The 23,905-nt window shown below is 50.8% G+C and carries 25 protein-coding genes; all 25 read right to left on the reverse strand.

Annotated features, from left to right (window positions below):
• Positions 1-128 precede the first annotated feature (128 nt).
• Positions 129-2,318: an alpha-galactosidase gene (locus tag JSQ80_RS28250; protein WP_206098174.1), complete on the reverse strand. Its 2,190-nt coding sequence runs from the start codon at positions 2,316-2,318 to the stop codon at positions 129-131.
• Complete coding sequence (locus JSQ80_RS28255) at positions 2,302-3,813, reverse strand: response regulator transcription factor (protein WP_206098084.1); 1,512 nt, start codon at positions 3,811-3,813, stop codon at positions 2,302-2,304. The genes JSQ80_RS28250 and JSQ80_RS28255 overlap by 17 nt, the downstream gene beginning before the upstream one ends.
• Positions 3,810-5,555: a sensor histidine kinase gene (locus JSQ80_RS28260; protein ID WP_206098085.1), complete on the reverse strand. Its 1,746-nt coding sequence runs from the start codon at positions 5,553-5,555 to the stop codon at positions 3,810-3,812. The genes JSQ80_RS28255 and JSQ80_RS28260 overlap by 4 nt, the downstream gene beginning before the upstream one ends.
• Before the next feature lie 39 nt (positions 5,556-5,594).
• Positions 5,595-6,416: a carbohydrate ABC transporter permease gene (locus JSQ80_RS28265; protein ID WP_087435408.1), complete on the reverse strand. Its 822-nt coding sequence runs from the start codon at positions 6,414-6,416 to the stop codon at positions 5,595-5,597.
• The gene (locus JSQ80_RS28270) at positions 6,413-7,297 is read right to left on the reverse strand and encodes a carbohydrate ABC transporter permease (RefSeq protein WP_206098086.1); all 885 of its coding nucleotides are present in this window, start codon (positions 7,295-7,297) and stop codon (positions 6,413-6,415) included. Before JSQ80_RS28270 ends, JSQ80_RS28265 begins: the two co-directional genes overlap by 4 nt.
• A gap of 77 nt (positions 7,298-7,374) precedes the next feature.
• Positions 7,375-8,661 (reverse strand): ABC transporter substrate-binding protein, encoded by a 1,287-nt coding sequence (locus tag JSQ80_RS28275; protein WP_206098087.1) that lies wholly within the window; start codon positions 8,659-8,661, stop codon positions 7,375-7,377.
• Between the two features lie 262 nt (positions 8,662-8,923).
• Positions 8,924-9,751, reverse strand: a complete 828-nt coding sequence (locus JSQ80_RS28280) for a sporulation protein YpjB (protein ID WP_206098088.1) — start codon at positions 9,749-9,751, stop codon at positions 8,924-8,926.
• A gap of 62 nt (positions 9,752-9,813) precedes the next feature.
• On the reverse strand, positions 9,814-10,467 hold the full coding sequence (locus tag JSQ80_RS28285) for a DUF1405 domain-containing protein (protein WP_087435404.1): 654 nt from the start codon (positions 10,465-10,467) through the stop codon (positions 9,814-9,816).
• 153 nt (positions 10,468-10,620) lie between these two features.
• Entirely contained in the window at positions 10,621-11,496 is an 876-nt protein-coding gene (locus JSQ80_RS28290) for a menaquinol-cytochrome c reductase cytochrome b/c subunit (RefSeq protein ID WP_206098089.1), read from the reverse strand.
• A gap of 16 nt (positions 11,497-11,512) precedes the next feature.
• Positions 11,513-12,184, reverse strand: coding sequence for a menaquinol-cytochrome c reductase cytochrome b subunit (gene qcrB / locus JSQ80_RS28295; protein WP_087435402.1), 672 nt, complete (start codon positions 12,182-12,184; stop codon positions 11,513-11,515).
• Positions 12,185-12,203: 19 nt separating this feature from the next.
• Positions 12,204-12,740: a QcrA and Rieske domain-containing protein gene (locus JSQ80_RS28300; protein WP_087435401.1), complete on the reverse strand. Its 537-nt coding sequence runs from the start codon at positions 12,738-12,740 to the stop codon at positions 12,204-12,206.
• 173 nt (positions 12,741-12,913) lie between these two features.
• Positions 12,914-13,363 carry a DUF2487 family protein gene (locus JSQ80_RS28305; RefSeq protein ID WP_206098090.1) on the reverse strand — a complete coding sequence of 150 codons (450 nt, stop codon included), beginning with the start codon at positions 13,361-13,363 and terminating at the stop codon, positions 12,914-12,916.
• A gap of 93 nt (positions 13,364-13,456) precedes the next feature.
• On the reverse strand, positions 13,457-13,636 hold the full coding sequence (locus JSQ80_RS28310; protein ID WP_087435399.1) for an IDEAL domain-containing protein: 180 nt from the start codon (positions 13,634-13,636) through the stop codon (positions 13,457-13,459).
• Positions 13,637-13,662: 26 nt separating this feature from the next.
• Positions 13,663-14,172: a gamma carbonic anhydrase family protein gene (locus JSQ80_RS28315; protein WP_176392931.1), complete on the reverse strand. Its 510-nt coding sequence runs from the start codon at positions 14,170-14,172 to the stop codon at positions 13,663-13,665.
• Positions 14,173-14,264: 92 nt separating this feature from the next.
• On the reverse strand, positions 14,265-15,419 hold the full coding sequence (locus JSQ80_RS28320; protein WP_087435398.1) for a hypothetical protein: 1,155 nt from the start codon (positions 15,417-15,419) through the stop codon (positions 14,265-14,267).
• 182 nt (positions 15,420-15,601) lie between these two features.
• Entirely contained in the window at positions 15,602-15,799 is a 198-nt protein-coding gene (locus tag JSQ80_RS28325; protein ID WP_206098091.1) for a glucoamylase family protein, read from the reverse strand.
• Entirely contained in the window at positions 15,744-16,352 is a 609-nt protein-coding gene (locus JSQ80_RS28330; RefSeq protein WP_206098092.1) for a hypothetical protein, read from the reverse strand. Before JSQ80_RS28330 ends, JSQ80_RS28325 begins: the two co-directional genes overlap by 56 nt.
• A 240-nt stretch (positions 16,353-16,592) precedes the next feature.
• A complete protein-coding gene (locus JSQ80_RS28335) occupies positions 16,593-17,207 on the reverse strand; it encodes a histidine phosphatase family protein (RefSeq protein WP_087435396.1) in 615 nt (204 codons plus the stop codon).
• 26 nt (positions 17,208-17,233) lie between these two features.
• The gene (locus tag JSQ80_RS28340; RefSeq protein WP_087435395.1) at positions 17,234-17,827 is read right to left on the reverse strand and encodes an anti-sigma factor family protein; all 594 of its coding nucleotides are present in this window, start codon (positions 17,825-17,827) and stop codon (positions 17,234-17,236) included.
• A 2-nt stretch (positions 17,828-17,829) separates the two neighbouring features.
• The gene (locus JSQ80_RS28345; protein ID WP_087435394.1) at positions 17,830-18,411 is read right to left on the reverse strand and encodes an RNA polymerase sigma factor; all 582 of its coding nucleotides are present in this window, start codon (positions 18,409-18,411) and stop codon (positions 17,830-17,832) included.
• A gap of 403 nt (positions 18,412-18,814) precedes the next feature.
• Positions 18,815-19,909 carry a prephenate dehydrogenase gene (locus JSQ80_RS28350; RefSeq protein ID WP_206098093.1) on the reverse strand — a complete coding sequence of 365 codons (1,095 nt, stop codon included), beginning with the start codon at positions 19,907-19,909 and terminating at the stop codon, positions 18,815-18,817.
• Positions 19,906-21,003, reverse strand: a complete 1,098-nt coding sequence (gene hisC, locus JSQ80_RS28355; RefSeq protein WP_206098094.1) for a histidinol-phosphate transaminase — start codon at positions 21,001-21,003, stop codon at positions 19,906-19,908. Before hisC ends, JSQ80_RS28350 begins: the two co-directional genes overlap by 4 nt.
• A 124-nt stretch (positions 21,004-21,127) precedes the next feature.
• Positions 21,128-21,958 carry a tryptophan synthase subunit alpha gene (gene trpA / locus JSQ80_RS28360; RefSeq protein WP_206098095.1) on the reverse strand — a complete coding sequence of 277 codons (831 nt, stop codon included), beginning with the start codon at positions 21,956-21,958 and terminating at the stop codon, positions 21,128-21,130.
• The gene (gene trpB / locus JSQ80_RS28365) at positions 21,955-23,169 is read right to left on the reverse strand and encodes a tryptophan synthase subunit beta (protein ID WP_087435390.1); all 1,215 of its coding nucleotides are present in this window, start codon (positions 23,167-23,169) and stop codon (positions 21,955-21,957) included. Before trpB ends, trpA begins: the two co-directional genes overlap by 4 nt.
• Positions 23,159-23,893 carry a phosphoribosylanthranilate isomerase gene (locus JSQ80_RS28370; RefSeq protein WP_206098096.1) on the reverse strand — a complete coding sequence of 245 codons (735 nt, stop codon included), beginning with the start codon at positions 23,891-23,893 and terminating at the stop codon, positions 23,159-23,161. The genes trpB and JSQ80_RS28370 overlap by 11 nt, the downstream gene beginning before the upstream one ends.
• Positions 23,894-23,905 lie beyond the last annotated feature (12 nt).

A 23,905-nucleotide genomic window follows, 5' to 3' on the forward strand; every position in this document is an offset into this window, starting at 1 on the left:
CCGAGACAAAGGCCTTGCTTTCCTGCATTCGTCAAATCGAAACGATAAAAAATCGGTTTAGTCGTGGAGTGTTAATGCCTAAACCGCCACCCTCCGCTCATGGCGAGTAAAAAGTGGCGGTCTGATTCCTACAAAGCTGTAAAACGGTACATAATGCTGCTGAAATCGTGCTCTATCTGCGGCAGCAAAATTCCCGCGTACATGAGCTCGTCCCCGCCATAGATGCATCCGGTCTGTTCCAAGCGATACATCGCATCCGGGCATAGGCCTCTCAACTTGATGCGGCTGCTGGCCGGGTTCGGTTCTGCCAGCACGCGGAAGTGGCCGAGCAACGCATCCGATCGGTCGGCAGAGACGAACATCCACGCTGTCTCATTGCCTTCGAATGGACTGCGCAGCCGGTACATGTCCCCGTTCTGAACTAAGGCGCGGACAGACTTATAGAACGCCACTTGTTCCTTGACCGCCGTTTTCTGAGCGTCCGTGAACTTCGTTAGATCCAGCTCGTAGCCGAAGTTGCCCGACATTGCAACATGCCCCCTCATCTCCAAGGAGGTGACACGGCCAATCTGATGGTTCGGCACCGCCGACACATGCGCGCCCATCGCACTGACCGGATAGACGAGGCTTGTGCCGTATTGAATCTTCAACCGCTCTACCGCATCGGTATCATCGCTCGTCCACGTCTGCGGCATGTAGAACAGCATGCCCGGATCGAAGCGGCCGCCCCCGCCGGAGCAGCTCTCGAACAGCACATGCGGGAAGGCGCTCGTCACCTGTTCCATCACGCTGTAAACCCCCAGCATATAACGATGCGCCGACTCCCGCTGCCTTGAGGGCGGCAGGCTGGCCGAACCGATCTCCGTCATATTGCGGTTCATGTCCCACTTGACGTAAGAGATGGGAGCGTTCGCCAAAATGCCGGACAACGCGGCGACGACCGCATCGCACACCTCTTGGCGCGAGAAGTCCAGTATAAGCTGGGATCTCGCCTGCGTCCGTCTGCGATTTGGGACATGCAGGCACCAATCCGGGTGGGCACGGTATAGCTCGCTGTCAGGCGAGATCATTTCCGGCTCGAACCAGAGGCCGAATTGCACGCCCTGCGCATTCACCCGGCGCGCCACATCCTCCAGACCGCCCGGCAGCTTGTCGGCATTGACGAACCAATCGCCGAGCGAGCTGCGGTCATCATTCCGCTTTCCGAACCAGCCATCGTCGAGTACGAGCAGCTCGATATCCAGTTCTGCTGCCGCGCCTGCCAATGCCCCTATCTTGTCTGCCGTAAAGTCGAAATACGTGGCTTCCCAGTTGTTCACCAGCACCGGGCGCTCGCGATCGCGGAAATATCCGCGGCATAGCCGGGTGCGGTACAAACGATGATACGAACGCGACATTGCTCCCAGCCCTGCGCCGGAATAGATCATAACCACTTCCGGAGTCTGGAACGATTGCCCCGGTTCCAGCAGCCATTCGAAGTCAAATGGGTTCACCCCCATCGAGACGCGCGTCGAGCGGAATTGATCAACTTCTGCCTGCGCCAGAAAGCTGCCGCTGTATACTAGACTGAAGCCATAGACGTCACCGTGCTCCTCATCCGCTCCGCGCGATAACAGCGCGATGAATGGATTTTGCTGATGGCTGCTCGACCCGCGGCGGCTCTCCACCGATTGCGTGCCGGCGGCCAGGGGGTGACGATCAATATGGCGTTCGCGCGCCCAAGCTCCCGGCAGCCGAAGCAGGTCGAACTCCGCATGCGGGAAGTCCACGCTCATGCTGAGCGCTCGCTGCAGCTTCATTTCCGAACTGCTCGCGTTGCTATAGCGGACAGAGCGCACAATGGCATCGTGGTTTGCATAAACGGTATACAGCATCACCGCGCGCAGCCCTATAATCTCATCCTCCAACTCGATCTCAAGCGTCATCGCTTCTTCCTCAGACTCGGCATATGTCGCAGGCAGCCCCTCCAATTGAGGCTTTCCGCTAAAAATAATGTGTCTTTTATAGGTAAGTTCAGACGCCGTCGTTCCGTGTTCGGATTGGACTTCATAAGCCGGATGGCGGAAGTCTCCGCTACCATAGCCCGCCAGCTCCTGCGGGAGCGTATCGGGCGAGAACGAACGGTCCTCCGGGTCTGGATTCGGATGGAACGAACAGCGCTCCACGTAACTGATCCTCTCCCTCTCATGAATTCCTCTCAATTTCCTTCCCCAATACACATGGGCCAAGTAACCGCCCTTCACCACTTGCATCATGTAGCTGGTCCCTTTGGTCTGCAGGTGAAATAGTTGCTCCGCTTCGTTATAAGTAATATTCATCATTAACCCTCTCCCTGCACTTCTTCTTATATTCGGATGGCGAGCACCCCTCGAATTCGAAGAAGCATTTCGTAAAGTGTCTGGTGCTGTAATATCCGACCTGTTCCGCAACCTGCTGCACCTGCAATGATTGATCCGCAAGCAACTGCTTCGCCCGCATCATCCGCAGCCGGGTTACATATTTCACAAAAGTAATACCCGTCGTCTGATGAAATAAGGTGCTTAAATAGTTCGGCGTCACATGAAAATCCCGGGCAAGCTCCGCCAATGTGACTTCACTTGCATAATGCTGTTCTAAATAGGAAATGACTTGTTCGATTATCCGCGAGCCGCTATCCTTCGAAGCATGGTGTTGGAGCAATGATTCTCCGATCTCATATAGCGTCTGAACCCATTCATCGCCCCTTACGCCGATCGGGCGGTTAAAAGCGACACAAGCAAACTCTTCAATGGATTGAGCCACAGGCTGAGTAAGACTTTGCAAGCTTTTGGCAGCGAAATGCTGTTGGATACGATCAACAGTCTTCATATAGTCCAAATATTGGCGCCCCTTGTAAGCATCACTCAGATCGAGCCATAATTGGCCGAATTCAATAGGCCATTCTGGAGTCTGGCCGGCGAACTGCTCCTTGCTCCAGTGTGTGCCAATCCCTTTTGTTACGCGCAGCGGCGCCATGCGCGAACATTCGTTCAGCTCCCGCCACAATTCCTGCAACGAGACGCATACTCCCGTTGAGAATAATGTCACGGCAGCCTGTGTGCAGCTTCGCGCCTTCACATCTGCTTCCAACTTGCGCAGCACCCCGCGCAGCACCCGGGTTCCTTCCTCTTCCCGCTCCGGCAACCAAGCGCCAATGAAGGCCATGTCGCCATGAGGGAGCATGAATAAGGCAGGATAGAATGCCTCTGATATGGCATCCTCCATTTCTAAACGCAGCTGCGTAAAAAATTGCTTGTGGAATGCCTCGCCCCGTTCCTCCTTCCCACTGTCGAGAGCGAACGTGACTCCTTTATAATGCGCCCGCTCAATGAATGTATCTTTGGAGGCTAATGTTGGGGTGATCCAGCCTGAGAAGATCGCGTTCAAATTGCTCTCGAACTGCTTATGCAGCAGGTTGCGCTCTTCCTGCACCATCGCGGCGGCTCTCAGCAGCGCCTGCTCCAATTCCTTTGCGCTCGACGGCTTCAGCAAGTAATCGGAGGCCCCCAGCTTGACGGATTCCCGCGCACTATCAAAGTCGGAGAATCCGGTCAGAATAATCCATTTCGTCATTGGGGATTGATCTTTCCCAATGCGCATCGCCTCCAGCCCGCCCATCTCCGGCATCCGCAGATCGAGCAGCACGATATCGGGCCTGCAATCCGGCAGCAGGTCAAGCAGTTCCTCGCCGCTTTCCGCTTGCCCGCATATTTCAAACGGATGGGGCATCTCTTGAATCATGCTTACCAGCGTCATGCGCACCAGATATTCATCATCGGCAATGATAATTCTCATGCACTCACTTCTTCCTTCCGGATTTGAATCATAATCTTGGTTCCCTCGTTCACCACGCTTTGAACAGCGAAGACCGGCGAAGGGTACATCAGCTTCAAGCGTTCCTTCGTATTGAACAGCCCGACCGCATGCGGCCGGACTGCTGCTGCATCGAAGCCTTTCCCCGTATCTTCGATTACGATTGAGAGCCATTCCTCGCCATCCATCGGCTCCATCGCCGCATTTACCCGCAAGGCGGCTGGCCGCCTGAGCGGTTCGATGCCATGAATAATCGCGTTCTCGACGAGCGGCTGAAGCAGCAGCTTCGGAATCATATATCCGCCAACTATCTCGTCATGCGCTATCTCGAACGAAAACTTCCCGCCGAAGCGCATTTGCTGCAACTCGCAATAACGCTGCAAAAAATCGAATTCCTCCCGAACGGTGCTCTTGGTCCGATCCTCTAGCGTATAACGCAGCATCCGGCTGAGCGACACGATGGCTTCCTCTAGCACATCCCGCTTGTTCATGCGGTTCAATCCGATAAATCCATTCAACGTATTGTAGAGGAAATGCGGCTGAATCTGCGATTGCAGCGCGCGGTACTCAGCCTCCTTCAGCTGCAGCTTGCCGATATATTCCCGTTTGACCATATCGCTAATCTGATCCGCCATCGTATTATAAGCGAGCGACAACTCATGTATCTCGCCTGTCCCGTTCTTCACTTCGATGCGCGCTTGCCAATCTCCGCGCCGGAAGCGATTCATGGCGGCCAGCAGCTTGTGGTATGGATTGATAATCCAACGGGACAACAGGTTGAATAGCAAGAACGTCGCCGCCACTCCCGCAATGGCGAATAAGCCGCCGACGATATAGAACCAACGGATATTATTCATTAATTCCGTCTCGGAGAGCAGCACAACGATGCTCCATCCCGAACTGTTCATCTTCTTCGCGATTTTGACATACGAATCGTGCTCGCCTGTGACCACTTCATCCGCCCGCACAACTTGCAGCTGCACCTCTGCTGACAGCTCATGATTGGAGAAAATCAGCTTATCGTCTTGATCGTAAACGCTTACTACCGAAGAGACATCGAATTCGATATCCTTGACCAAATGATTAATGATCGACAGATCCGCATCTGCCATTAGAACGGCAAGCGGTTGCCGCGAATCCGGATCCTGAATAAGCCGGGCTACCGAGAAGGCGTGCGATACGGCCGGATTCGTAACATAATCACGCGTATGCGGGCTAATGAATACCGTCTTGCCATCGGCATCGCACGCTTTTTTATACCAAGCTTGATCCCGGAAGGGGTAATTCTCTGTAATCTGCCCCCCTTGTGAGGAAGGAATCATATAGGTCGAACCATCCAGAGGCAGCAGCACAATTCCAAGAATGTCGCTGCGCAGATTGCGCATCAAATTCGGCAAGCCGCTATGCAGCGCGCGCTCCGCCAGCAGCTTCGTATAATCATCTGCCTTGCTGTAGCGTGAACTCGCTTTCAATTTCAACGCGGTCATTACTTCTTCGCTCAAATAAGGCGTTATCGTAAGCCGGACCAGATCGTCCAAATAGGTCTCCATATTTTTCGACAGCGATTCCAAAATGGTCTCTGTCTGCCTCGACGTCTTGTCCGTAATGACATTATAAAAATAGGAGGGCATCACATATACGATGACAATCATCGGAATCATCAATATGATGAAATACAGAACGAGCAATTTGGATCGGAGCGAATGCAATTTCTGTAATGTCATGATGCCCTCCTGCATAGTAGTTCGTGTTCAAAACAGGTTCTAGCCCTTCACCGCGCCAGAAGACAAGCCATGAATGAACTGCTTCTGGAGAGCCAAATAAACCAATGTTATCGGCAGCGCCCCCATAAGCGAGCCTGCGGCAACCCAACCGATATTGCTGTTATATTGACCGAAAAACTTCGCCAAAGATACCGTAATCGTTCGCACTTCGGTCTTTTCCAGAAAAAATACCGAGAATTGATAGTCATTCCAAATGGCAACGCCCGCCAAAATAATAACGGTCGCCGTCACTGGCTTCAACAGCGGCATGATGAGCCGGAAAAATAACCCCACTCGGCTGGAACCGTCAATCATGCCCGCTTCATCCAAATCTTTCGGTATCGTTCCGATGAACCCGGTATATAGAAATATCGTAATCGGCAAGTTGAATGTCACATGGATGAGGATGATTCCCCAGTACGTATTAAGCGCTTGAATATCGACATAGAAACGGTATAACGGGACCAAAATTGCCAGCGGCGGCACAATAAGCACCGAGATGAACAGCATATACATGAACTTGTTCCACTGTGTCTGATGCCGTGCCAACGGATAGGCAGCCAGCGAGCCGATCACGACGACAAGAATCATCGCAACTCCGGTGATCAAGGTGTTATTGATGAACGCTCTGCCGAGATTCGCTTCGTTCCATGCATTCACGAAGTTATCGAGGTATAGATATCCCGGAAATGCCCATTTGGAAGACAGATCGTCTGCCGCCTTGAAGGAACTGGTCAACAAAATATAAAAAGGAATCGTATGAATCGCAACGAGCACAATCGAACCGATAGCAATGAGCCATTTCTTGTACGCTTTCATCATTGCTGCATCTCCTTTCTCCGCAAGAAGTAGAGCGCAGACATACTAATGATGGATATGATGACGAACATCAGGTTGCCGAGCGAAGCCGCATAACCCGCATCTTGTCTAGAGAAATACAGATGATACATCAACGTAGACAACGACGAGGACGCATAGCCCGGTCCGCCGTTGGTCATGGCGATAATCACATCAAACAGCTTCAACCCGCCGATTAGATTGAGCACCACGTTAATCGTGATAGATGGCGCGAGCAGCGGCAGTGTGATGTTGCGGAATTGCTTGAACGATGATGCTCCGTCAATTTGCGCCGCCTCATAATACTCTTTTGATATCGATTGCAATCCAGCCAAATAAATGACCATCGCAATCCCCATGTATTGGAACGTATTGACAAAAGTAATAATCCATACGTTTATGTCCGCATTTGCTAATAAATTAATCGGATCGTCCTGAAACCAAAGCACAATATCATTCAGAGCGCCCCCGTTATATTGAAAGAAGAAATACCAGATATAGCCCATAATGAGCGGACTAATGATAACCGGTAAGTATACGATAGTTCGGATTAGTCCTTTGGCCCGAATCGAACGGTTCAAGTATAAAGCGTACAACAGACCGAGCACATTTTGCAAAAAAGTGCTGCCCATGCCGTAGATGAGCGTGTTTTTCATGACATTGACAATCTGTGGATCAGAGAACATCCGCCTGTAGTTGTCAAAGCCGATCCATCTGAAATCTTGGGAATATCCGTCCCAATTCGTGAACGAAATCTGAATTCCCTTCATAAAGGGATAAAACACAAACAATGCAAACAGCGCTAAGGCGGGAATATAAAATAGATTCAAAACGCTGCCTGATGATAGCCTTCTATTCGTATTCATCGTTGCCTCACTCCTGACCTCTAATGGAGAGAGGGCTTGCTCGAATGAACAACGCCCTCTTCACATAAGCTTGCTGCCTATCTATTTCTCAGGCGCTCTGCTTCCTGCTTCATGACCTCGGAATATTTCTCCGGCGTGATACGTCCCGCCAGGAGCTCTGTGCCTTGCTTACACAATACATCCCACATTCCGCTTGGCAAAAAGACACGATCGAAGTATGGAAATACACGAACATCTTTGTACTGTTCATAATATGGGGAAAATTCGTGCTGCGCTTCAACGCCTTTGAGCCCTGGTGGAAGCATCGTAACGTTCGCGATTTTGCTCATGTTCTCTGGCTTGGCAAAGAATGCGAGGAACTTTTTCGCCTGCTCCATTTTTTCGGAATCTTTCCAAATCCCCATCGTAAAGCGCTCGCCGCCGGAGAAGCTTGGCTCATCGCCGGCAACCAACGAAGGCACGGGCATGTAGCCAATCTTCATGTCTTTATTGATTTTGCGCACTTCTTCCGCAAAGCTCGGGTTAACCATAACGAAAGCTACTTTTCCCTCCGCAAACTGACGGGATGCATCGCTATATTTTGCTGTTATGACATCTTTGTTGAGATAGCCTTTTTGGTGCATTTCCTGAAACTTCTCAGGCAATGGCGTCCACTTCGTCCAGTCGAATGTTCCGTTCAGAAGCGCCTCTTTCTCATTGTTTTCCGGGCTGATGAGCAGCGGTGTCGCCATCAGATCGAAGTATTGGCCGATCGTCCAGTCATCGATGCCGGAGAAATGGAACGGCACCGTCTCGCCGTTCGTTGCTTTCACAATCTTATCGGCTGCCGCCATTAATTCGTCAAATGTCTTTGGAACCGGGATATCCAATTTTTCAAGCAGATCGGCATTATAAGTGAACCCGTCTTTCGCTTCGCTAAGCACAAGCGCATATACTTTCCCGTCCTTGTCTGTGACAACGTCTTTGATGGTATCGGTTAATTCCGGAACCCACGCTTCATCGCGCAAATCCGCCAAGTAATTGCCGTAGCGCACCTGCGCCCAGCCATGTGTATCGAAGACGTCCGGCATCTCATTCGCTGCCATCTTTACTTTCAAGATGTTATCGTGCTCAGAGCCCGGGAACTGCAGGTCTACGTCGATATCTGGATTTTCTTGCTTGAACGCCTCCACGATATCTTTGTACACTCTTTGAACAACCGGATCATTGACACTGCTGTCGACGGTTATTCTGGACGCGGCCGAGCTGCTTTTCTTCGATTGATCGGCATTTATCTTCGTGTCTCCCGATCTGCTGGAACATCCTGCTAGCAGCAGAACTGCTGCCAATGCTACGGTTACCCCTTTAATGAATCGCGTTTTCATTGATTTGGACCTCCTAGTTGTAAGCGTTGTCACCATTTTAACAAGCTCTTCTTGCGTACGATACGACCTAATCTACGATGAAAGCGCTCTTTTTTAATCTGTGCGGCAATTGAATCGCTCATGACCATGCTACTTGCTATGGAATTGGTGAGCTTATTGTTCCTTTAGCGGTTGTCTCATTCATTTTTGTCACCGCTCTTCTCAAAACATAAAAAAACGCACTCGTCCGGGACGAATGCGTTTTGTCCTTTTTCAGTTCCGTTTATTTTCTGAAACGGCCGGGGCGAATCACATCCTGCTCATAGCGATATTTCTGAAATGCAACGTAGGTTAAGGTCATGCAGACGATAAAGGCGAGCATAAACGTCCATTGCATCGGCAGCGAATGATTCTGCAGCGATCCCAGCGCCGGTTCTTCCTTCGTCTTGCCGAACAATTGACTTAGCAGCACATCTCCGTACTTATTCAGCGCTTGATTCACCTCTGCCGTTCGAATCTCGCCCTGCACGCCCCGCTGCACGAGTTGAACGATGGACTCCATTATTTCGATTGTTTCCGGATTGCGCTGAATGATGGCTGCCGCTCTAATCCGGTCTATATGCTCCAGCCATTGGTTCGCCCTGAGCCGCCAGTCTTCTTTTCGCTCCGCTTGCATAAGGCGGTTCATATCATCACGCAGCACCTGCTCGTACTGCAGCCACATCGGTTGCTTCGTATGGGTCAACGCGTCCGCAGCCAAGCGCAGGCGTGCCGTTACGTGCATCAGCTTCGCTTCATTGATTTCAACTGCGGGCAAGGCTCGCTTCACCTGCACTATCGCATCGCTCAAAGCTCGTACACCCTCGACACCCGTAGCGCCTGTGAATGAGGTCTCTGACATCAGCTTCCCCATCTCTGTCACTTTGTGTTGTGCCTTTTCCCACTCTCCGGCGACGACATAACGGTACAGTTCTTCCGCTTGTTTGTCCAACATACGCCAATTCGCTCCGGGCTCAGGTTCCAGCTTCCCGCCGGTCAACGCCACAGCTGCAGGTGCATAGGCAAACAAGCATAATCCAAAAATTCCGATCATGACGATGAGCGCACGCATGTACATCCCTCCCTCATCATCGTATGGGGAGATGTCCACATTTAGAACAAGCATCTATCCTATTACTTCATATGTAAGTGAGCGCCCCTGCCTCTCGCATGACGCATCGTGACCCAAGCGAGCAGGACGCTCACTCCGGTCAATAAGAACGTAAACAGGCAGATCGCGACTAAATCATCCTGCAGCGTGCTCGGCAGCCAAGGATAGATACCAGCGCTATAATCCACTGTGTCATTGAGCCATGTCCAACAAGCCGCCAGCGTTACACTTGCGCTGCCATAGCTGAACAAGCGCACATACAACAGCGCTTCTATGGCCATCGCCAAATGAGAGCCGATAAGCATCCAGTCTTGCCACATCATCGGCGACCCTTTATAAGCTCCCGCCACAATCATCGCACATGCCCACACCCCATATTTAATCGAGGTGACGACGGCAAGCGCTTCGATAATATTTTTGACGACCGTACCCCAAGTCGAACGCGGACGCGGACAGAACAGCAATATCCCGATGCTGATTGTAAAAAACAAGCTCGCGGTCGGACTGTCCGGCACGAAGACGATTTGCCAGAACGGATGATGCTCCCACGTATAGATAAGCTGGTTTTTGTACCAATAATACCCGTATACCGTTCCTGTCAAGTTGCTCCAGAACAGCAATCTAAGCACCCAACGGCGCGATAGAAAGCTGCGGCTTATGAGCGATAGCGGCTTCATGAATTCCCTTCTTTCCTGCATGCTGTCACATGGCGGCGATATGCACTCCAATGTTACGGCAGGCAATCATTTTTAGCCCGATCGGAAATGTGTCTCGATCAGAAACAAAACCTGACCGCTGTAGCAGTCAGGTTTCATATATTTATCCTTATTTTACTGTGCGGCTTTCTGTTTCGCAAGCCAATCGGCGATATGCTCGATATCTTCGTCATTCAGACCTTGCGCCTTGGCGCTATCGACCATTGGCGGCATGTTGCCTTTACCGTTCTTGATGACGTCCAAGATCTCGTCTTTATTCATCGTATCTCCGATACCTAACAAGGAAGGACCCGAGGCTCCCTTCAAATCGTTCGCGTGGCATGCGAGACAAGTCGCTTTCTTCATGTTGGCGAAGGCAGGGTCGTCTTTGTCCACGATCGCAACCGATTTGTCCGGCTTCGGTTGACCGGTAGGTTTGCCAGCCAGATCCGCTTCGCGAGCTTTCTCTTCCCGTTCGATATGCTCCGGCTTAATATTCAGCTCTGCAAGTTCATGGTTGTAGCCATCCCATGCGACCTTGGTCAAATAGACGCAGGCGATCAAAGAGACGATCATCAGCGATGATGCGATCGGACGGCGGTAGAAACGGCGCTCTTTGCCCGTATCCAAAAACGGAGCAAGCAGCAATCCCCCGAATGCTAGACCTGGAATGAGAACCGTACCGATGACGACATAGCTTCCCGATGCGTATGGATACTTCAAAAATTGATACAGGAACAAGAAATACCAGTCCGGAATCGGTACGAATCCGGTATTGTTCGGATTCGCCGGATATCCGAGGGGTGGCGGCTCGGATATGGTCAGTACGAGGAACGCGACCAATGCGACGACGCCGACCATCCATTCTTTCAATAGAAAGTTCGGAATAAACGCTTCAGACTTGCCCGGATAGGACGTGTAGTCTTGCGGCGTAACATGTAAGTCTTTCTTTTTGATCCGAGAATCCCCGACATATACGACTTTTTCATCTTTTGACTTACCCTGTGCCATCTCGATTCCTCCTCTCTTATAGCGGTCCCGAAATGCCTTGGCGGCGAATCATAAAGAAGTGAGCGCCCAGCAAGGCCAACAGAGCCCCCGGCAAGAAGAAGACGTGAATCGCAAAGAAACGAGTCAACGTTTGAGCGCCGACAACCGTACCGCCCTGCATCAGTTCTTTCAAGTACGGCCCGATGTAAGGAACGGTATCCGCAATCTCCATACCGACTTTCGTGGCAAAGTATGCTTTGTTGTCCCAAGGCAGCAAGTACCCTGTGAACCCAAGACCTAGCATTACAAAGAAAATCAGCATGCCCACAACCCAGTTCATTTCGCGGGGAGCCTTATATGAACCGGTGAAAAATACACGTAGCGTATGTAAGAGCATCATAACGATAACTAAACTGGCTCCCCAATGGTGCATGCCGCGAACAATCTGGCCGAAGGCCACTTTCGTCTGCAAATATTCAACGCTGTAATACGCATTCACGATGTCCGGCACATAATACATCGTCAAGAACATCCCGGACAATATCTGAATGACCGTAATAAAGAACGTCAAACCGCCGAAACAGTACACGAATGCGGAAAAATGATGCGCAGGGTTTACGTGCTCCGGCACTTCATGATCCGCCACGTCGCGCCACATCGGCGTGATATCCAGACGTTCGTCAATCCAGTGGTACACTCCTTTAAACATCTGTTATTACGCCTCCTTGTTACTGCACATGTTGGTTCGGTATGATGTCACCTAAGTATACAAAGCCGTTCTCCACTTTGACCTTGTATTCGTCGAGCGGTGCGCGAGCAACAGCGAGTTGTTTGCCTTCTCTCGTATAGTGCGCGCCGTGGCACGGGCAGAAGTACTGGTCCTTCAACTTCGGATTGTTGTTCCAGTCAACCGTACACCCCAAATGCTTGCATACCGGAGATAGCGCAAAAATGTTGCCTTGCTGATCTTTGCTGATCCAGGCGATAAGCGTCGGCTTGCTCTCATACCAGCCGTCAATCTGAGTAATTTCGAAAGTGAATTCTTGCGGGTCATTCGTAATTTTGTTCGCTTCCACTACTTTGATGTATTTGCCTTCTGTCTTTTTCTGTAGAAGTGGATCGACGGCAAACCGAACCATCGGAATCGCAGGACCGACAAACATGAAGGCGCTTGCGCCACCCAATGTGTAAGTAAGAAATTGTCGACGCGACATTTCTTTGCCCGGCTTTTGAGGTGATTGCTCGTTATCGTGCGGTTTACTCATCTACTGTCTTACCCCCTTTACCCAACCGTTCTGGCAAGTTGCTATGACGATAATCACATTCTTAACTAGGACATCACTATAATATCCCAGCACCATGAAAGCGTCAAGAATTTACCAATAGAATTGCCTAGACATACCAATTCACGCCATGAATTGTTTATATTTTGTCACATTTACTCATCAGTTTGTGATTGCAACCACATCTTTTGTATGCGTTTATTCATTTCTTCTTTAATTAAAGTTAATTCCTTCCATGGAAATGCAAGTGGAGAAAACACTTCATCCGCTGCCTTGAGCATGTCCTTCGTTATATGCATGTCTGCCGAAATAATGACAATATGCGCAAATCCGCGCTCGCGCAGCCGGGAGCACACACCGTTAATCAATGATATATCTTGCTGCTGCGGCTGCTTGTCCATGACAAAATGATAGGCGGGGTAGGTCACGACCCGGCCGCGAAACGGAATCTCCACTCCGTCCAGCCAGTCCCGCAATTTCTCGAGGCGGTCGGCCGATTCTACGGGCGACTCCTCTCCCGTAAGCCCGGTAATCGGCAATACGCATGTGTCGAGATAGGGCTCCCATTCCTTCCACTGCTCCAATGTCAATTCGCTAAACTTCATGCTGTCTCCCCCGTTTTCCTGTATCTTCCTCTCCATTATACAATGTTATACAAAAAAATGAAGAATCGCCGTAAGCGTTTCTTCATCGGGGTATTACCTCAACGTCTTCAATTCATCAGTCAGCGTCCGGAACGTCGTTTCGTCTCCAGAAGCCAGCGCTTTGTCAATTTCCTCATATATGCGTTCCGTACGGTATTTACGAATCGCATCGTCCCAGATCATTTCAGCGGTCAAGCTGAGCATTGCTTCATACGTTACTTTCATTTTATCCATAGGATTCAACCTCCAAACCTGCACGATTAAGAGATCCTATATTCCTTTCCTTTCACCACATAGCTTTCCGTTGTTCTCTTCATTCGTTGCAAATCTTCTTCTGTCAGCTCGCGTATGACTCTAGCTGGTGAACCGAGAGAAAGAGTATAGGCCGGTATCTTCTTATTTTCAGTGACGACAGAACCTGCTCCTACTAAAGCATATTCACCGATCTCGGCACCGTTCAATACAATCGCCCCCATACCGATCAATGTACCATTGCCTATCGTACAGCCATGAATAATTGCCCCATGCCCGACGGAGACCTCGTCCTGAACGATTAAAGGTTGATCCGTATTGACGTGACCGATGACGCCGTCTTGTAAGTTGACGCGATTTCCGATTACGATCGGAGCCATATCCCCGCGCAGCACGGCATTGTACCACACGGTCGATTCCGTCCCAATCGACACGTCGCCGATAATTTTAGCACCCTCTGCCACGAAGACTGTCGGGTCGATTGTTGGCATGATGCTCTTATAAGGTATGTACACCATTATCCCCTCCGAAGTGACCTTATTTCCGTTTTAGAAACGGGTGATTGCTATTGCTCCCCTTTTCCGAACGGTAAAATTTTGGTCTCATCGTATCAACGGGCACGTGGCTTGTCAACGCTCAGCTGAATTTTATCCTCATGTGCAATATACACGCCTTCAATAATGTGCTGGCCTTTCTTCGTTATTTGCACCACTTGTCCGTCTGTGGCGTCTTCACCTAGCCGAATCAACCCCAAATGCAGCATCATCATGATGATTCGTTGCCTGAAGATTGACGCTGGCGTATCGTAGTAAAAAGGCCTGACATACGGCAGCAATGTGGCTTCCAAAGATTCGAGCGTAGTCCATCGCATCGCGCATAGCTGAATCCAATGCACAAGCGACAATAAATTAGGTATCGCATTTTTGTATAGCTTGAGCCAAAACCGATACAATGACGCGGACGGCTCTGTGCCCGCTTGCGCCAATCGCTCTTCACCCGACTGCGAACAACGCAGCCGTCCATCCCATTCCTCAATCCAGCCTTGAAAGAAGGCATAGTCATAAATTAACGACAGCCGATTCGGATAATCATGAAACCTCCGGCCGTAGCCGAATCTCCATTCTCCTTTGGACACGGTCGCCTCGTGAATGGCGAAGGTCTCAAGAAGCTTCTGCTGCGTCTTTTTATACATGACGCCTTCGGCATTCAACTGAATGTTCTCATTGCGGACGAACGTAAGCAATTGCCCGATGTCATCACCCATTCGCCCATCCTCGTCCCGGTAGGCTTGAGGCTCGGCAGTGACGGTCAATCTCGTCGCAAATGATTGCTGCAGCACGTCCTTGAATCTTCGCTTCAAGTCAGTAGGCACCTGAAACAGATACTTGGTTTGCTGGCTGCATCCGTTGAACAACCAACCGCTGTGCTTGAATTTAGAGATCGTATCGCGCGGGTGCGTCTCCTTCTGCAGAAGAGGGGCTTCTTCATTCCTCTCCGAACCAAATTTGGTTTGCTGCACGCGCGCAATGAGTTCCTCCAAGCTGAAAGAAGAACGGTTATCGAACAAAATCGAATTGAGAAAGCGCAGCTCCTCGAGCGTCATCTCCATGACATGCCGCTCGAACACATCCTTCCTCCCTATGACGGTCAGAATGGATTGGATGAGCTCATGCTTCGAATTTTCATTGCAGTCGCAGCCGTAACGCTTAGCGATCCGAGTTAACTGAGTAATGTCCGCGTAACTGAGCATATCCGCCAGATTCATGCAATTCCTCCGTTCCCATCAGACTTTGCGCTTAGCCGTATCCTCGATGTACATTAACCATTATTGGAAAAAGTTCAGCATTTATTCAATTTTTGAAAATAAAATAAACCCGGCTCGTCATGAGCCAGGCTTAGCATACCGAGAAACCGACATCAAGTGAAAGAAAAACAAGTGTGGTGGAGCTAACCGCTTCCGTCCATAAGCCCGACTCGTTTCAGACCTGTCTGCACATACTTATTTTTGTTCATCAAATTCAATACCAAGCCTGTGCGATAATTCTCGATCATCAATAAAACGATTCCTTTGTCTATCCCGATGACATCCTCATCGAACCATCCTTCCAGCAGGATCCCGGTACCAGCCCCAATTGACCTTGTCATACAGCTGTTCAGCCATGACTTTGATGTCCCCGCCGAAATATTCTCCAGCGGCAAGCGCTCCGCTAACCGTGATGGCAGTATCGATAATGGACAGTTCAACATTCCCGTAACGTTTGGCCGTATTCATATCGAGAAAGTGATAGAAGAAGCCCTCAATCCGATCGGCTTCATGCAGCAAGGTGTCCAGCGTGCCTTTGACTCTTTCTTTCCCTTCTTCTTTCGTAATCCAGCCTCTCTCCACCCCGATGGCAATTGCGCTCAGACCGAAGCCTACCGAAGCGACACTGCTCATCTTGTCATCGCTCGGCGCCCGATCGCGAATAAGTCCATAGCCCGGGCTGTCTGGATCCGTATTCGCCATTTCCCAGAAAAAATCGAATGATTTGCGGCTTTCATAATCCAACAGCTCTTCATCGGCCATCTGCGCAAATTTCGCCTCTGCAGCAAATCCAACAGGCGGCAAGACTGATGTTAGCACCACCGCAGCGAGCACAAATAAGATGAATGCCGTCTTCTTCGACTTCCTGCTTATCCAATGAACCATCTTTTTCACCTCAAGCTCTCCCTTCGAACATTTTTTTCTCTGCTCGCGGATTTCACCTGGGAGGATACCTGTCTCTGCAATTGTCGATATGAATTCCGCCCTGCAGTGTTGCTTCATCCTATTCACTTCTGTCCGCACAAGTCATTCCCAGCAACATGGACTGCGCTTCCAGCCGAGAGAAACCGCTTTCAATAATATGCAAAATAAAAAGCAGCCCGCATTACAATAGTAATAACGAACTGCCTGAGGCTAGAGCTTCCGTTGCAAAGTAAATGCGTCCGACAACTGCATATGCTTCGTGCAGTTATACAGCAGCGGATGCCATCCTTCCCCCGTACGCTCAAGTATGGAATAAGATAAATTAGCGATATGTCCTTGCAGCGCATCTCCGAATATCGCCATAAAGAGTTGAGCCAACCAACTGCCGTGGGTTACGAGCAAAATGTTCTTGCCTTCATGCCGCTTCGCAATCGTTTCAAGCGTTTGTACAGCACGCATTCTCAGCGGCTCGTCATGTTCCTGGCCAAGTTCCATGTGACGCCAGTCCGCTCCCCAGCGGCTTTCCCGTTCTTCAGGCGTCGTCCCTTCGACCTGCCCGTAAGCCCGTTCCCGCAAGCCTGCCTCAGGCATGAGCAACGGGATATGTAGTGCGTCAGCAATAATGCGAGCCGTCTCCTCCGCTCGCCCGAGACCGCTTGAGATGATGGCGTCAAACGCATACGTCTCCGCCACCAATCGTTCCGACAGCAGCCTCGCTTGCTCGCGCCCTGTTGCATTGAGCGGAATATCCGTTTGACCTTGTATTTTCCCTTGCGCATTCCAATCGGTTAATCCGTGGCGCACTAGTCCGATAATCTGACTCATATCTTCTCCTCTAATTCCGTTCTGCGTTACTTGCGCACACGCGTCAACCAATTCAACAATAATAGCGCAAACGTGACCCCAAACAAAGACAACGCAATCCAGTAGTTAGGTATCGTAGGCACGACATGCAATATCATTGGGTCGCTGACACTGGCGACAGGCAAGTCAATGCTCATGGTCGACCAGGAAGATTGCTCGCTGCCGGCAAGCACCGTCGGAATCAATCCGCTCACTTCCTCCATATTCGACTGTCCGTTACGAATCAATAGAACAACGAGCGCGCATAGGAAAATGGCCATACAAAATGCAATTATCCCTGCCAGCACATTACGCGAACGCAGGGATAAAATTTGCGAGCGGCGATGAACTGGCATTAGCCAATCCTGCTCCTTATAGATGCGGTCCATTACGCTGCTCATCTGGAATCCAGCCGCGGGATTAGCCGAGTATTCTATATCCGCCTCTTCTTCCACCCAATGTTCGCTTGCAGCCCACACTGCAAATTGTTCCGCACATGCCTCGCATTCGCTCAAATGCTTGTCGATAGCTTGACGTTGCGGATCGTCAGCAGGCATATCGGAATATTCCGATAACCACTCGAGCGCTTCCGCACATTTCATTTTTAGTTCATCCCTTCAACACCCGGCTCTGCTATGTAAGCTTCCAGCTGAGTCTTTACACTGGCTCGAGCACGGAATAGCAACGATTTAACTGAACTTACCGTCTGCCCCAGCACTTGGGCAATTTCCTGATAGTCCAGTTGGTCGTACTCACGAAGAATGAGGGCAGAACGTTGTTTCTCCGGCAAGCGGTTAATCGCTTCGCGAACCAAGGTTACCTTCTCATTGCGAAGCAGCGCATATTCCGGCGCCACCTCCCTCGGTGCTTCCGGAACGATGCTATGGTCTTCATCCAATGATACTTGAATGCTTCGCTGCTTACGGAGCTCGCTTAGCACCGTATTGCGCGCAATCGTATATAACCAAGTCGAAAAGGATGCATCCGCCTCACGGAACGTATGCAGACTTCGATACGCTTTATAAAACGTCTCAGCACATAAATCTTCAGCGAGCAATTCCAACTGAGAACTTTTCAACATATGAAAAATAAATGATAGCAATTTGCGCTGATAACGATTCATCAATTCCGCGAATTGTTCGACATCTCCGTCTTTAATGTCGCGGATGATTTGGGAATCGGTCATGGACTCAAGTTCCTCCTTGCTTTCCATATCCTTCCCGATGCGCTACTGAAATGTTATACTCTTGAAGTCTTAAAAAGTTGCGGATCGGAGTTCAATAATCGGAGTCATACGGTGACCCCCCGTGCACCTTACTATGGGTATGTAATATGTATTGCAAACATGTTACACAACCTTATCAGATATAGTCGTATTTTATCACAATAAAGTCGAAATATGATTAAAATTTTTTAAGAAAAGCAAATTAACAAAAAAAAGACCACTCCCTGAGGGAGTGGTTGCACATTGTGCAATTCTATTGGATAGGAGTGGAGAGAAACCATACTGTAATGCTATTATATTGTATCCGTTTTCATTAAGTCAATAGGTTTCGTAAAAAATTTTCTTCATTTCACAAATTTTTCCGTTATGCGTAAATCGTGAATCCTTTGGAAGTAAGAAGCTCATTGGCACGATCTGCGTCGGACTGATGGCGGAAAGACAATCGGAGCACTCCGGGCACGTCTTCGCGGCTCTCGATAATCTGCAAATTGCTTAAGTTAATGAGGTGATTGCCAAGCTCCGACGCGATCTTTCCGATTATCCCCGGATGGTCCGGCACGTCCATATAGAGATCGTACAGCGAATGGATGACCCCTTTGCGGCGCTCCGGCATCCGGCTTCTGAATTCCCCCGCTTCCTCGAATTGACGCTTAATCCCTTCTCCGTCACGACGCTGTAATAAATCAATAAATTGCTCCGTACCCGCTTTCCAGTCCTGAAGTAAATGGAGAAGGACATCCCTGTTATTTAACAAAATGTCCCGCCATATGACCGGATCGCTCGACGCGATGCGGGTAATGTCCCGGAATCCTCCGGCGGCCAGCAGCTCATGCAGCTCATTCGATTCGTTATAACGTCTGACTTGATTGACAAGGGCAACGGCAACGAGATGCGGCAAATGGCTAATCGCCCCGACTACCTCGTCGTGCTCATCCGGATTCATGCGGATGATGTGCGCTTTCGTGTAGCGAAGCAATGACACGAGACGGCTGTATGCATCCTCATCGACTCCCGGATCCGGCGTCAGCACATAGAATGCATTCTCGAACAGCAAGGTCGAGGCCGCTTCGACCCCCGAACGCTCCGAACCTGCCATCGGATGGCCTCCGATAAAGTGGATGTCATGCCAGCCGAGCGAGCGCGCGCACCGAGCCACCGAATCTTTCGTGCTGCCGACATCGGACACGATGCAGCCCGGCTTCAGCTCCAGTTCACGCAGATGGCTGAGCATCGCATCCAACATTCCGACCGGTGAGCACACAAATATATAGTCAGCTCCCTGAACAGCTTCGAACAAGGATGTCGTAGCTTCATCGACTACGCCCCGCTTTATATATTTCTCCGTGGAGGCTGGATTAGGCGAATAGCCGACGACATGCAGTCCCGGCTTGTTCTTAAAACAAAGGGCGAGGGAGCCACCAATAAGCCCCACGCCCAAAATCGTTATCTTGGTTCTCATGATGTCACCTTATCTTCTTCTAATGCTGATTCTAATGCTTGTATCATCGCTTCGTTCTGCTCTTGGCTTCCGACTGTAATGCGCAAGTGATTCGGATACTTCTTATGTCCCGCACGCGTTATGATGCCCCTGCGAAGCAGAGCATCGAACATGTCAACGGCAGGTCTGCCGACATCGACCATGATGAAGTTGCCATGAGCCGGAAAGCTCTTGAGCTGTAACCGTTCAAATTGCTGTTCGATATATTTGATTCCGGCTGCATTCTTCTCGCGGCAATCCGCAATAAAAGCTTGATCTTCCACCGCCGCAAGGGCTGCCGCTTGGGCAAAACGCGTCGTGTTGAACGGCTCGCGCACCTGGTTAATCAAATGAATAACGTCCGCATGCCCGATCCCATAACCGATGCGAAGAGATGCCAAACCATAAATCTTGGAGAACGTGCGCAAAGAAATGACGTTCTTATATTGCGAAATCAGCTTCATGCTGTCAGGAAAAGAGTCGTCCATAACATATTCGCAGTAAGCCTCGTCTAACACGACAAGAACATGGGCTGGCACCCGTTCCATGAAGCGCTCCAGCTCCGCTTGCGAAATGATCGTGCCCGTCGGGTTGTTCGGATTGCAGATCCAGACAATCTTCGTCCGTTCATTAACGGCTGCGAGCATCGCTTCCAGATCGTGCGTTCCGTCGAGCAGCGGGATTTCTACCGTGACCGCGCCTTCAATATCTGCATTGTGCTTATATTGGGGGAAGGTCTGATCGGCCACAATATGCTCGTCCCCTGGAACGAGGAATGCCCGGCAGATCATAAGGATGATCTCGTCTGAACCCGCGCCGAATATAACTTGATTCGGCTGAACATCCAAATACTTCGCTACAGCTTCCGTTAAAGCTACCGCTGCGCCGTCAGGATAGAGGCTCGCATTCTCGATTTCTTGCTGAATTGCCTGCTTGGCCTTGTCAGAGCACCCGAATGGGTTCTCATTCGACGCGAGCTTAATAATGCGTTCCAAGCCCAGCTCGCGCTTTACTTGTTCAATGGATTTCCCCGGCTGGTACACAGGGAGATGAACGATACTGCTTTTCGGTTGCATCCGGTAACCACCTTTCTAAGCCTATGGAAGTTATTGCGCATAGTGAATCTTGCATTGACCCTCAAAAAGCATAAGCTTCCGATGTTGCTTTCTGTACGGATTCGTGCTTCTCCATACAGAAAAGTTAATGTTTTAATTGTCGCACAAAATTGCAAATTTGCAAGATCCCTTCCGCGGCAGTTTCCGGATTTGTCAGCAAGGGCAGCGACTCTTCAATGCGGCGCACAATGGCGCTGCCGACTATGACTCCATCGCAAAATGAAGAGAAGCGGCGCACATGCTCCGGCTTTGAAATGCCGAACCCGATTGCGATTGGCAAATTCGTCGTGCTCCGAACCTGTTTAACGAAGGTCTCCACTTGGTCGTCGAACGATTCCCGCACCCCTGTGACGCCGAGAGAAGATACGCAATAAATAAAACCGCGCCCTTGCTCCGTAATGCGGCCGATGCGCTCTGACGATGTCGGCGCGACTAACGGAACAAGATGAATGCCGTATTTGTCGCCCGCAATGCGTACCAGCTCGCTTTCTTCATAAGGCAAGTCAGGAATGATGACTCCGCTTAACTGGGCCTCGGCCGCAGCTTGAAAAAATTTCTCGACACCCAGCTGCATGACCGGATTATAATACGTGAACAGCACGTATGGAATTTGCGCCCCCCGTTCACGCGCCAGCTTGGCAATTCGGAATCCGTCGGCAAGCGTCACTCCGTTCGTCAATGCACGCGCCGATGCCCGTTCGATAATGGGTCCGTCAGCCAAGGGATCGGAATACGGAATGCCAAGCTCAATAATGTCAGCGCCCGCTGCCTCCATGCGAAGCAGCAATTCCAGTGTAACATCGCAGCTCGGGTCCCCTAACGTGAAGAACGGCATCAAGGCTGACTTCTTTTCTTCCCGCAAACGCGAGAAGGTTGCATCCAACCGGTTGCTCTGATTCGTCAATGTGTCATTCATGCCAAATCCCCTCCCAACGTTTCCATAATCGTGTTCACATCTTTATCTCCGCGCCCGGATAAGCAAATAACGATGATTTCATCCGGCTGCATCGCCGGAGCCACCTTAACCGCCTGCGCCACCGCATGAGACGATTCCAGCGCAGGAATGATGCCTTCGGTGCGGCTCAGCAGCTGCAGCGCGTCCAGCGCCTCGGCATCAGTAATCGGCGCATATGTTGCCCGCTCCGTATATTTCAGATAGGAGTGCTCCGGTCCGACGCCTGGGTAGTCCAATCCTGCCGAAATGGAATGCGCAGGCTGCACTTGACCGTGCTCATCCTGAAGCAAATAGCTAAGCGTTCCCTGGAATACTCCCGGCGTGCCGAGCGTCATCGTTGCTGCATGCAGGGGGGTATCTATTCCTTTCCCTGCGGCCTCGACTCCCATCAGGCGGACGGATTCATCCTGAATGAACGGGTAGAAAATCCCCATTGCATTGCTGCCGCCACCCACGGCAGCGATAATTAAATCAGGGAGCCGCTCTTCGCGCTCCAAGATTTGCCGGCGCGTCTCGTCGCCGATGATCCGTTGAAAATCACGCACCATCATCGGATACGGGTGCGGCCCGGCAACAGTGCCGAGAATGTAAAACGTATCCGTCACGTTGCTGACCCAATATCGCATCGTCTCGCTGCATGCATCCTTCAGCGTTCTCGTTCCGGACAGCACAGGCACGACCTCCGCTCCGAGCAGCTGCATCCGAAATACGTTCAACCGTTGGCGTTTCATGTCCTCTTCTCCCATGAATACCTTGCACTCCATCCCGAGCAGCGCGGCAACCGTTGCCGTCGCGACGCCGTGCTGTCCGGCGCCAGTCTCGGCTATGACTTTCTTTTTGCCCATTCGTTTGGCGAGCAGAGCTTGACCGATGGTATTATTGATTTTGTGCGCCCCCGTATGGTTCAGATCCTCGCGTTTCAAGTAAATTTTGGCTCCGCCCAAAGCTTGGGATAAACGTTCCGCATAATACAATGATGTCGGACGGCCGGAATACTCCGTCAGCAGCTTTATCAGCTCAGCCTTGAAATCCGGTTCCTGCGCATATTTCCGATACGCTTCCTCCAATTCCAGCAAAGCGGTCATTAACGTTTCCGGCACGAATCTGCCGCCAAACGGTCCGAACCGCCCGTTCGCATCCGGAAGCACGGTCGTCGTAGAATTAGTTGTCATGATGGCTCACCCTTTCAATAAATGATGCTACTTTATCGATATCCTTCGTTCCATTCGTTTCCACGCCGCTGGATACATCGACACCATGCACTTGGTGCCGCGCCAGCAAGCTGGCGACATTCTCAGGTCCCAATCCGCCCGCTACGTATAACGGAAGCCCGCAGTTCCGCAGCAGCTCTTGATACGACGGGATGACGTTCCAATCGAACGTTTTTCCTGAGCCGCCTCCTTGAGCGGGATGGTGGGTGTCAAGCAGTATGACGTCGATGAACGGTATTTGGCGGATAATGCCCATTTCCGGCATAACCGGGTCCTTGCCGTCTTGCTCCGCATGCGAGCCCGATCCTATCGGTACGGTCACCCACACGCCGACATTATACTTAGATTTCACCCATTCCAGAAGCGATGGATCGTGTTCAGCATTGAATTGGACGGCATCCAGCGGAGCGGCATCCAGCACTTCCTGCAACGCTTGGCGCGTCGGCTGCGCGAATACGCCTACCGTGCCGGGAAGAGCTACCCCTTCCGCTTTCAACGTCTTCAACCAATGATTCACCTCTAGCGGCAACACTTGTCGGCGGCTCGGCGCGAACACGAAGCCGATATGATCCGGTCCGCATTTGACCACGCGGCGGGTGATGTCAAGAGTCGTTAATCCGCATATTTTTGCTTTCACGGCACGCGATGCGCGCCCCGCTCTGTCTGCTGGATATGTTATGGTCATGGCGCCTGTCTC

It is taken from the genome of Paenibacillus apiarius (assembly GCF_017052585.1).
Lineage (GTDB): Bacteria > Bacillota > Bacilli > Paenibacillales > Paenibacillaceae > Paenibacillus_B > Paenibacillus_B apiarius.

Excerpts from the sequence above, each read along its gene's own strand:
- JSQ80_RS28320 (WP_087435398.1), bottom strand. The coding sequence starts at position 15,419 with ATGAATCTGGCGGATATGCTCAGTTACGCGGACATTACTCAGTTAACT.
- hisC (WP_206098094.1), bottom strand. The coding sequence starts at position 21,003 with ATGCAACCGAAAAGCAGTATCGTTCATCTCCCTGTGTACCAGCCGGGG.
- JSQ80_RS28250 (WP_206098174.1), bottom strand. The coding sequence starts at position 2,318 with ATGAATATTACTTATAACGAAGCGGAGCAACTATTTCACCTGCAGACC.
- JSQ80_RS28305 (WP_206098090.1), bottom strand. The coding sequence starts at position 13,363 with ATGAAGTTTAGCGAATTGACATTGGAGCAGTGGAAGGAATGGGAGCCC.
- trpB (WP_087435390.1), bottom strand. The coding sequence starts at position 23,169 with ATGACAACTAATTCTACGACGACCGTGCTTCCGGATGCGAACGGGCGG.
- JSQ80_RS28345 (WP_087435394.1), bottom strand. The coding sequence starts at position 18,411 with ATGACCGATTCCCAAATCATCCGCGACATTAAAGACGGAGATGTCGAA.
- JSQ80_RS28275 (WP_206098087.1), bottom strand. The coding sequence starts at position 8,661 with ATGAAAACGCGATTCATTAAAGGGGTAACCGTAGCATTGGCAGCAGTT.
- JSQ80_RS28270 (WP_206098086.1), bottom strand. The coding sequence starts at position 7,297 with ATGAATACGAATAGAAGGCTATCATCAGGCAGCGTTTTGAATCTATTT.
- JSQ80_RS28255 (WP_206098084.1), bottom strand. The coding sequence starts at position 3,813 with ATGAGAATTATCATTGCCGATGATGAATATCTGGTGCGCATGACGCTG.
- JSQ80_RS28315 (WP_176392931.1), bottom strand. The coding sequence starts at position 14,172 with ATGGTGTACATACCTTATAAGAGCATCATGCCAACAATCGACCCGACA.
- JSQ80_RS28285 (WP_087435404.1), bottom strand. The coding sequence starts at position 10,467 with ATGAAGCCGCTATCGCTCATAAGCCGCAGCTTTCTATCGCGCCGTTGG.
- JSQ80_RS28350 (WP_206098093.1), bottom strand. The coding sequence starts at position 19,909 with ATGAGAACCAAGATAACGATTTTGGGCGTGGGGCTTATTGGTGGCTCC.
- trpA (WP_206098095.1), bottom strand. The coding sequence starts at position 21,958 with ATGAATGACACATTGACGAATCAGAGCAACCGGTTGGATGCAACCTTC.
- JSQ80_RS28325 (WP_206098091.1), bottom strand. The coding sequence starts at position 15,799 with ATGACAAGGTCAATTGGGGCTGGTACCGGGATCCTGCTGGAAGGATGG.
- JSQ80_RS28265 (WP_087435408.1), bottom strand. The coding sequence starts at position 6,416 with ATGATGAAAGCGTACAAGAAATGGCTCATTGCTATCGGTTCGATTGTG.
- JSQ80_RS28280 (WP_206098088.1), bottom strand. The coding sequence starts at position 9,751 with ATGCGTGCGCTCATCGTCATGATCGGAATTTTTGGATTATGCTTGTTT.
- JSQ80_RS28290 (WP_206098089.1), bottom strand. The coding sequence starts at position 11,496 with ATGGCACAGGGTAAGTCAAAAGATGAAAAAGTCGTATATGTCGGGGAT.
- JSQ80_RS28335 (WP_087435396.1), bottom strand. The coding sequence starts at position 17,207 with ATGAGTCAGATTATCGGACTAGTGCGCCACGGATTAACCGATTGGAAT.
- qcrB (WP_087435402.1), bottom strand. The coding sequence starts at position 12,184 with ATGTTTAAAGGAGTGTACCACTGGATTGACGAACGTCTGGATATCACG.
- JSQ80_RS28260 (WP_206098085.1), bottom strand. The coding sequence starts at position 5,555 with ATGACATTACAGAAATTGCATTCGCTCCGATCCAAATTGCTCGTTCTG.
- JSQ80_RS28300 (WP_087435401.1), bottom strand. The coding sequence starts at position 12,740 with ATGAGTAAACCGCACGATAACGAGCAATCACCTCAAAAGCCGGGCAAA.
- JSQ80_RS28310 (WP_087435399.1), bottom strand. The coding sequence starts at position 13,636 with ATGGATAAAATGAAAGTAACGTATGAAGCAATGCTCAGCTTGACCGCT.
- JSQ80_RS28340 (WP_087435395.1), bottom strand. The coding sequence starts at position 17,827 with ATGAAATGTGCGGAAGCGCTCGAGTGGTTATCGGAATATTCCGATATG.
- JSQ80_RS28370 (WP_206098096.1), bottom strand. The coding sequence starts at position 23,893 with ATGACCATAACATATCCAGCAGACAGAGCGGGGCGCGCATCGCGTGCC.